This is a genomic window from Streptomyces himastatinicus ATCC 53653 (assembly GCF_000158915.1).
GTDB classification, from domain to species: domain Bacteria; phylum Actinomycetota; class Actinomycetes; order Streptomycetales; family Streptomycetaceae; genus Streptomyces; species Streptomyces himastatinicus.
Window position 1 is genome coordinate 1,171,435 of record NZ_GG657754.1, and the last position, 4,919, is coordinate 1,176,353.

Annotated in this window: 4 protein-coding genes and 2 pseudogenes; 4 read left to right on the plus strand and 2 right to left on the minus strand. The window is 71.9% G+C overall.

Annotated features, from left to right (window positions below; translation table 11 throughout):
* The first annotated feature begins 36 nt into the window (after window positions 1-36).
* A pseudogene (locus tag SSOG_RS04300) lies at window positions 37-905 on the plus strand (EamA family transporter).
* Between the two features lie 39 nt (window positions 906-944).
* A complete protein-coding gene (locus SSOG_RS04305; RefSeq protein WP_039936533.1) occupies window positions 945-1,490 on the plus strand; it encodes a gamma carbonic anhydrase family protein in 546 nt (181 codons plus the stop codon).
* 23 nt (window positions 1,491-1,513) lie between these two features.
* Here the strand turns inward: SSOG_RS04305 and SSOG_RS04310 are convergent, their stop codons facing one another.
* Together SSOG_RS04310 and SSOG_RS04315 are read right to left on the minus strand one after the other, a co-directional pair.
* The gene (locus tag SSOG_RS04310) at window positions 1,514-2,191 is read right to left on the minus strand and encodes a DedA family protein (RefSeq protein WP_039936535.1); all 678 of its coding nucleotides are present in this window, start codon (window positions 2,189-2,191) and stop codon (window positions 1,514-1,516) included.
* A 181-nt stretch (window positions 2,192-2,372) separates the two neighbouring features.
* On the minus strand, window positions 2,373-2,825 hold the full coding sequence (locus tag SSOG_RS04315; RefSeq protein ID WP_009712986.1) for a DUF4442 domain-containing protein: 453 nt from the start codon (window positions 2,823-2,825) through the stop codon (window positions 2,373-2,375).
* An 84-nt stretch (window positions 2,826-2,909) separates the two neighbouring features.
* On the opposite strand from SSOG_RS04315, the gene SSOG_RS04320 reads away from it, so the two are divergent.
* Together SSOG_RS04320 and SSOG_RS04325 are read left to right on the plus strand one after the other, a co-directional pair.
* On the plus strand, window positions 2,910-3,980 hold the full coding sequence (locus SSOG_RS04320) for a DUF8017 domain-containing protein (RefSeq protein ID WP_009712987.1): 1,071 nt from the start codon (window positions 2,910-2,912) through the stop codon (window positions 3,978-3,980).
* Window positions 3,981-4,039: 59 nt separating this feature from the next.
* A pseudogene (locus SSOG_RS04325) lies at window positions 4,040-4,919 on the plus strand (MFS transporter); the annotation flags it as partial.

Consider the following 4,919-nt stretch of genomic DNA (forward strand, 5'->3'; position numbering starts at 1 on the left):
TCCAGCGTCCATCACACTGTACGGCGAGGTCTCTCCATGTCCGCACTCTTCGCTCTTGCCACCAGCCTCATGTGGGGGGCTGGCCGACTTCGGCGGAGGGCTGCTCACCCGGCGCACCCCCCGCGCTCACGGTGGTCGTGGTCTCGCAGGTCATCGCGGTGACCGTACTCGGCGCGATCGTGGTGGCCACGGGCGGCTGGTCCGAGGCCGGGCCGCAGCTGTGGTTCGCCGCGGCGGCGGGCGTCGTGGGCCCCGCCGCCATGCTCTGCTTCTACCGGGCGCTCGCGCTCGGCCCGATGGGCGTCGTCTCCCCGCTCGGCGCCCTGGGCGGGGTCATGGTGCCGCTCGGGGTCGCGGTCGTGCTCGGCGAGCGGCCCGGGCTGCTCCAGCTGGCCGGGGTCGTGGTGGCGGTGGCCGGGGTGGTCCTGGCGGGCGGGCCGCAGACCGGCGGAGCCCCCGTCCAGCGGCAGACCCTGCTGCTCACCCTGGTCGCCGCCCTGGGCTTCGGCTCGGTGATGGCACTGATCGCCGAGGCGTCCACCACCCTGACCGGGCTCTTCCTCGCGCTGTTCGTGCAGCGGGTGTGCAACGTGGTGGTCGGCGGCAGCGCGCTGCTGATCTCCGTACGGCGCGGCACCCCCGCACTGCCCGAGGGTGGCCTTTCCGTCGTCGTGGCGTCCCTGCCCGCGCTCGCCTTCGTGGGACTGGCCGACGTCGCCGCCAACGGCACCTACAACCTGGCCGCCCACTCGGGCCCGGTCACCATCGCCGCCGTCCTCGCCTCGCTGTACCCGGTGGTGACCGCGCTCGCCGCCCGCGGGCTGCTGGGCGAGCGGCTGCGCGCGGTGCAGGCGACCGGCGCCGGGCTCGCCCTGGTGGGCACCGTGCTGCTGACGACGGGCTAACGTGCCGGGGACGGCACGTACAGACCGAAGGAGACGGCAGTGGCGGAGCGGGCGCTGATCGCGGGAGTGGGCGGCAAGGAGCCGAAGGTCGATCCGGAGGCGTTCACCGCCCCGACCTCCGTGGTGATCGGCGATGTGTCGGTGGCCGCGGGGGCGAGCGTCTGGTACCACGCCGTGCTGCGCGGGGACGCCGAGTCGATCAGCGTGGGCGCGCACAGCAACATCCAGGACAACTGCACCGTGCACGCCGACCCCGGCTTCCCCGCCACCGTCGGCGAGCGCGTCACGGTGGGCCACAACGCGGTGCTGCACGGCTGCACCGTCGAGGACGACGTCCTGGTCGGCATGGGCGCCACGGTGCTGAACGGCGCGCACATCGGCGCGGGCTCGCTGATCGCCGCCCAGGCGCTGGTGCCGCAGGGAATGCGGGTGCCGCCGGGCTCGCTGGTCGCGGGGGTTCCGGCGAAGGTCCGGCGCGAGCTGACCGAGGAGGAGCGGGAGCACGTGCGGCTCAACGCCGAGGGCTATGTGGAACTGGCCCGCCACCACCGCGCGGCCACGGAGGAGCGGGCCGCTCAGGAGTGACGGACCAGGGGTGACGGAAGCGGCTACTCGGCGGCCGGGACGGGCTCCGGCTCGGCCGCCTCGGCGGTGGCCGCCACCGGCTGCCGCTCGGCCTTCTGCTGCGCCTTCTTCGTACGCCACTTCATCAGCAGCATCGAGCCGAGGCCGAAGGCCAGGGCGGCCACGAGCCCGAGGTAGGAGAAGCGCTTGAGCCAGTCCTCGGCGACCTTCCCGACGGAGTAGATGACCGCGGTGGTGCCGCCCGCCCAGACGATGCCGCCGAGCACATTGGCGATGGCGAACTTCCAGTACGGCATGCGCAGCACACCCGCGAGCGGGCCCGCGAAGATGCGCAGCAGCGCGATGAAGCGGCCCACGAAGACCGCCCACATGCCCCACTTCTGGAAGGACCGCTCGGCGGACGCCACATGCTCGGCGCTGAAGTGCTTGGGGAATTTACGGCCCAGCCAGGTGAGCAGGGGCTGACCGCCCTTGCGGCCGATCACATACCCGATGGAGTCGCCGATCACGGCACCCGCGATGGCGCAGCTGCCGAGGATGTAGGGATTGATGTGATCCTGCGAGGCCGCCAGCAGCGAGGCGGTGACGAGGATGATCTCTCCGGGGAGCGGGATACCCAGGCTTTCGAGGCCGATGACCAGGCCGACGAGCAGATACACACTGATCGCGGGTACGGTTTCGAGCCATTCCTCGATGTGCAACGCCGGTTCCCTCCCGTATGCCGATCCATGGTCGGCGCACGCCCGATCGAGCGCACTCGGGAAGCGTACTCAATCGGCGCGTCCGCCACATTCCACGATGGGTGGTCCCGGCCACATCGGCTCGCCGGACGGCGCCGTACGAGGGGCACGTACCCCCGTACGAGGGGGTGGAGGCCGGTCCTCAGTCCTGCGGCCGCAGTGTCCAGGTGATGGACATCTCCCCGGTGACCGCTCCGTCCTCGCGCGTGATCTCGATCCGTACGGGGAATTCGGGGCGCTCGCCCGCGTCGAGTCCGGCCACCACCTCGGCCGCCGGACGGCCGAGCCGGGCGGTCGCGGTGACCGGGCCTTTGGCGAGCTTCTTGTAGTCGATCTCGGCGCGCACGGCCAGCGGCACGGCGCGCTGGAGCTGGTCGCCGAAGGCGGCGAGCACGACCGCGCCGGACGCGGATTCGGCCAGGGTGAACATCGCCCCCGCATGCGGTCCGCCGACGTGGTTGTGGAAGTCGGGCTGGTCGGGCAGGCGCACCACGGCGCGTTCGGCCGACGCCTCGGTGAACTCCAGGTTCAGGGTGCGGACCATGGGCACGGTGGCCGCGAGCATGTCGCCGATGGACGGCAGGGTCTCTGACATGACCTGGAAGTTACCACCGAGTAGAAAACTCGGGAAAGGGGCGGCCGTAGCCGCTGTCCGTGACCCCATCTATCGTTATCGGCCATGTGGCCAGGACAGCAGCCGCCCGGGGGCGAGCAGAACCCGCAGGATCCGAATCCCTATCAGCAACCGGGGTATCAACAGCCCAACCCTTACCAGCAGCCGGGTTATCAGCAGCCGAATCCGTATCAACAGCCGCAGCCGGGCTACCCCGGCCAGCCGGGGCAGCAGCCGGGTTACGGCACGCAGCAGAACCAGCCCCCACACGGCTGGAACACGTCCCCCGGACCGGCCGGGGCGCCGCAGCCGCCACAGGACAAGAAGAAGCGCACGGCGACCATCGCCATCGTCGCCGCGATTGCGGTCGTCGCGGCGGCCGTGATCACCGGCGCCCTCGTCCTGAACCAGGACGACGGCGAGGACGACCAGGCCAAGGACGGCCAGAAGCCCGCCGGCTCCTCGTCCGCCGCCTCCTCCGACCCGGCCGAGGCCCCCTCCGCCGGTGAGGAGGACAACCCGCGCGCCGGTGGCGACGCGGCCAAGGTGAAGCCGGTGATCCCGGGCTGGAAGACGGTCGTCAGCCCCAAGCGGCACGACGCCTTCGACGTGCCCGCCAACTGGGCGGTGAAGAAGCCGGACCTGAGCATCGGCTTCGAGGACGACAAGGGCAACCCGCTCGTCATCATGTCCGCCCCGGCCAAGTACAAGGAAGAGGCCTGCACGGTCAAGGACGACGACGGCGAGGAGAACACCAGCGGCATCGCCGGGGTCGGCACCAAGGGCGCACAGGGCGCCAAGACCGAGGCCGAAGCCGCCAAGACCGAGGCCAAGAACTGGGTCTTCGCCGGCTTCGACCAGAAGGAGACTGGCACCTTCAGGGTCACCGACGCCAAGCCGTTCAAGAGTGCCCACGGGCTGAAGGGCCACACCGCCACGGCGACGGTCACCGGCGTGAAGAAGACAGACAAGTGCGTCACGGACGGCAAGGCGGTCACCGTCACCTACACGGACGTCAACGGCGACTTCGCGACCTGGGTGCTCTACTCCGCCAAGGGCGTCAAGGACGAGGTCCCGGACGCCACCATCAAGAAGATCATGAGCACGCTGCGTCCGGTGAAGTCCGAGGGCTCCTGAGCGACGCGGCCGGAATTGGGTTGGACGCCGGGGCCCGCCCCCGGGGATAGTTCCGCTGCGTGACCACTCCCCCGGCCCCGCGTCGCCGACCGCACCGCCCCGCCTGGGCGGGCCGTAACTACACCCTGCTGACCGCCGCCGCGGTGGTGACGGGCCTCGGGAACTCCGGGGCCCTCATCGCGGCGGCGTTCGCGGTGCTGGACGCGGGCGGGGACGGCGGCGACGTCGGGCTCGTGGCCGCGGCCCGTACCCTGCCGCTCGTCGCCTTCCTGCTGATCGGCGGCGCGCTGGCGGACCGGCTGCCGCGGCACCGGGTGATGGTCGCGGCCAACGCCCTCAACTGCGCCTCGCAGGGCCTCTTCGCGGTGCTCGTGCTCTCCGGCGAGGCGCGGCTGTGGCAGATGGCCGTGCTCGCCGCGCTCGGCGGCATCGGCCAGGCGTTCTTCGGACCCGCCGCCGAGGGCATGCTGTTCTCCAGCGTCACCTCCGAACAGTCCGCCCGCGCCTTCGCGTTGTTCCGGATGGGCCTCAACGGCTCGCAGATCGGCGGTGCCGCGCTCGGCGGCGCGCTGGTGGCGATCGTCGGCCCCGGCTGGGTGCTGGCCGTCGACGCCGCCGCCTTCGCCGTCGCCGGGGCGCTGCGCGCGCTGCTCGACGTCAGCCACATCGCGCCGCGCGAACCCGGCGGCGGCATGCTGCGCGATCTGCGCGAGGGCTGGCAGGAGTTCATCGGCCGGCCCTGGCTGTGGTCCATCGTGGTGCAGTTCGCGGTCGTCAACGCCGTGGTGGCCGCGGCCGAGGCGGTGTACGGGCCGCTGGTCGCCGAGGACCATCTGGGCGGCGCGCGGCCCTGGGGGTTCGCGCTCGCGGCGTTCGGCGCGGGCACCGTCGTCGGCGGGCTGACGATGTGCGCTGGAGACCGCGGCGGCTGCTGCTCGC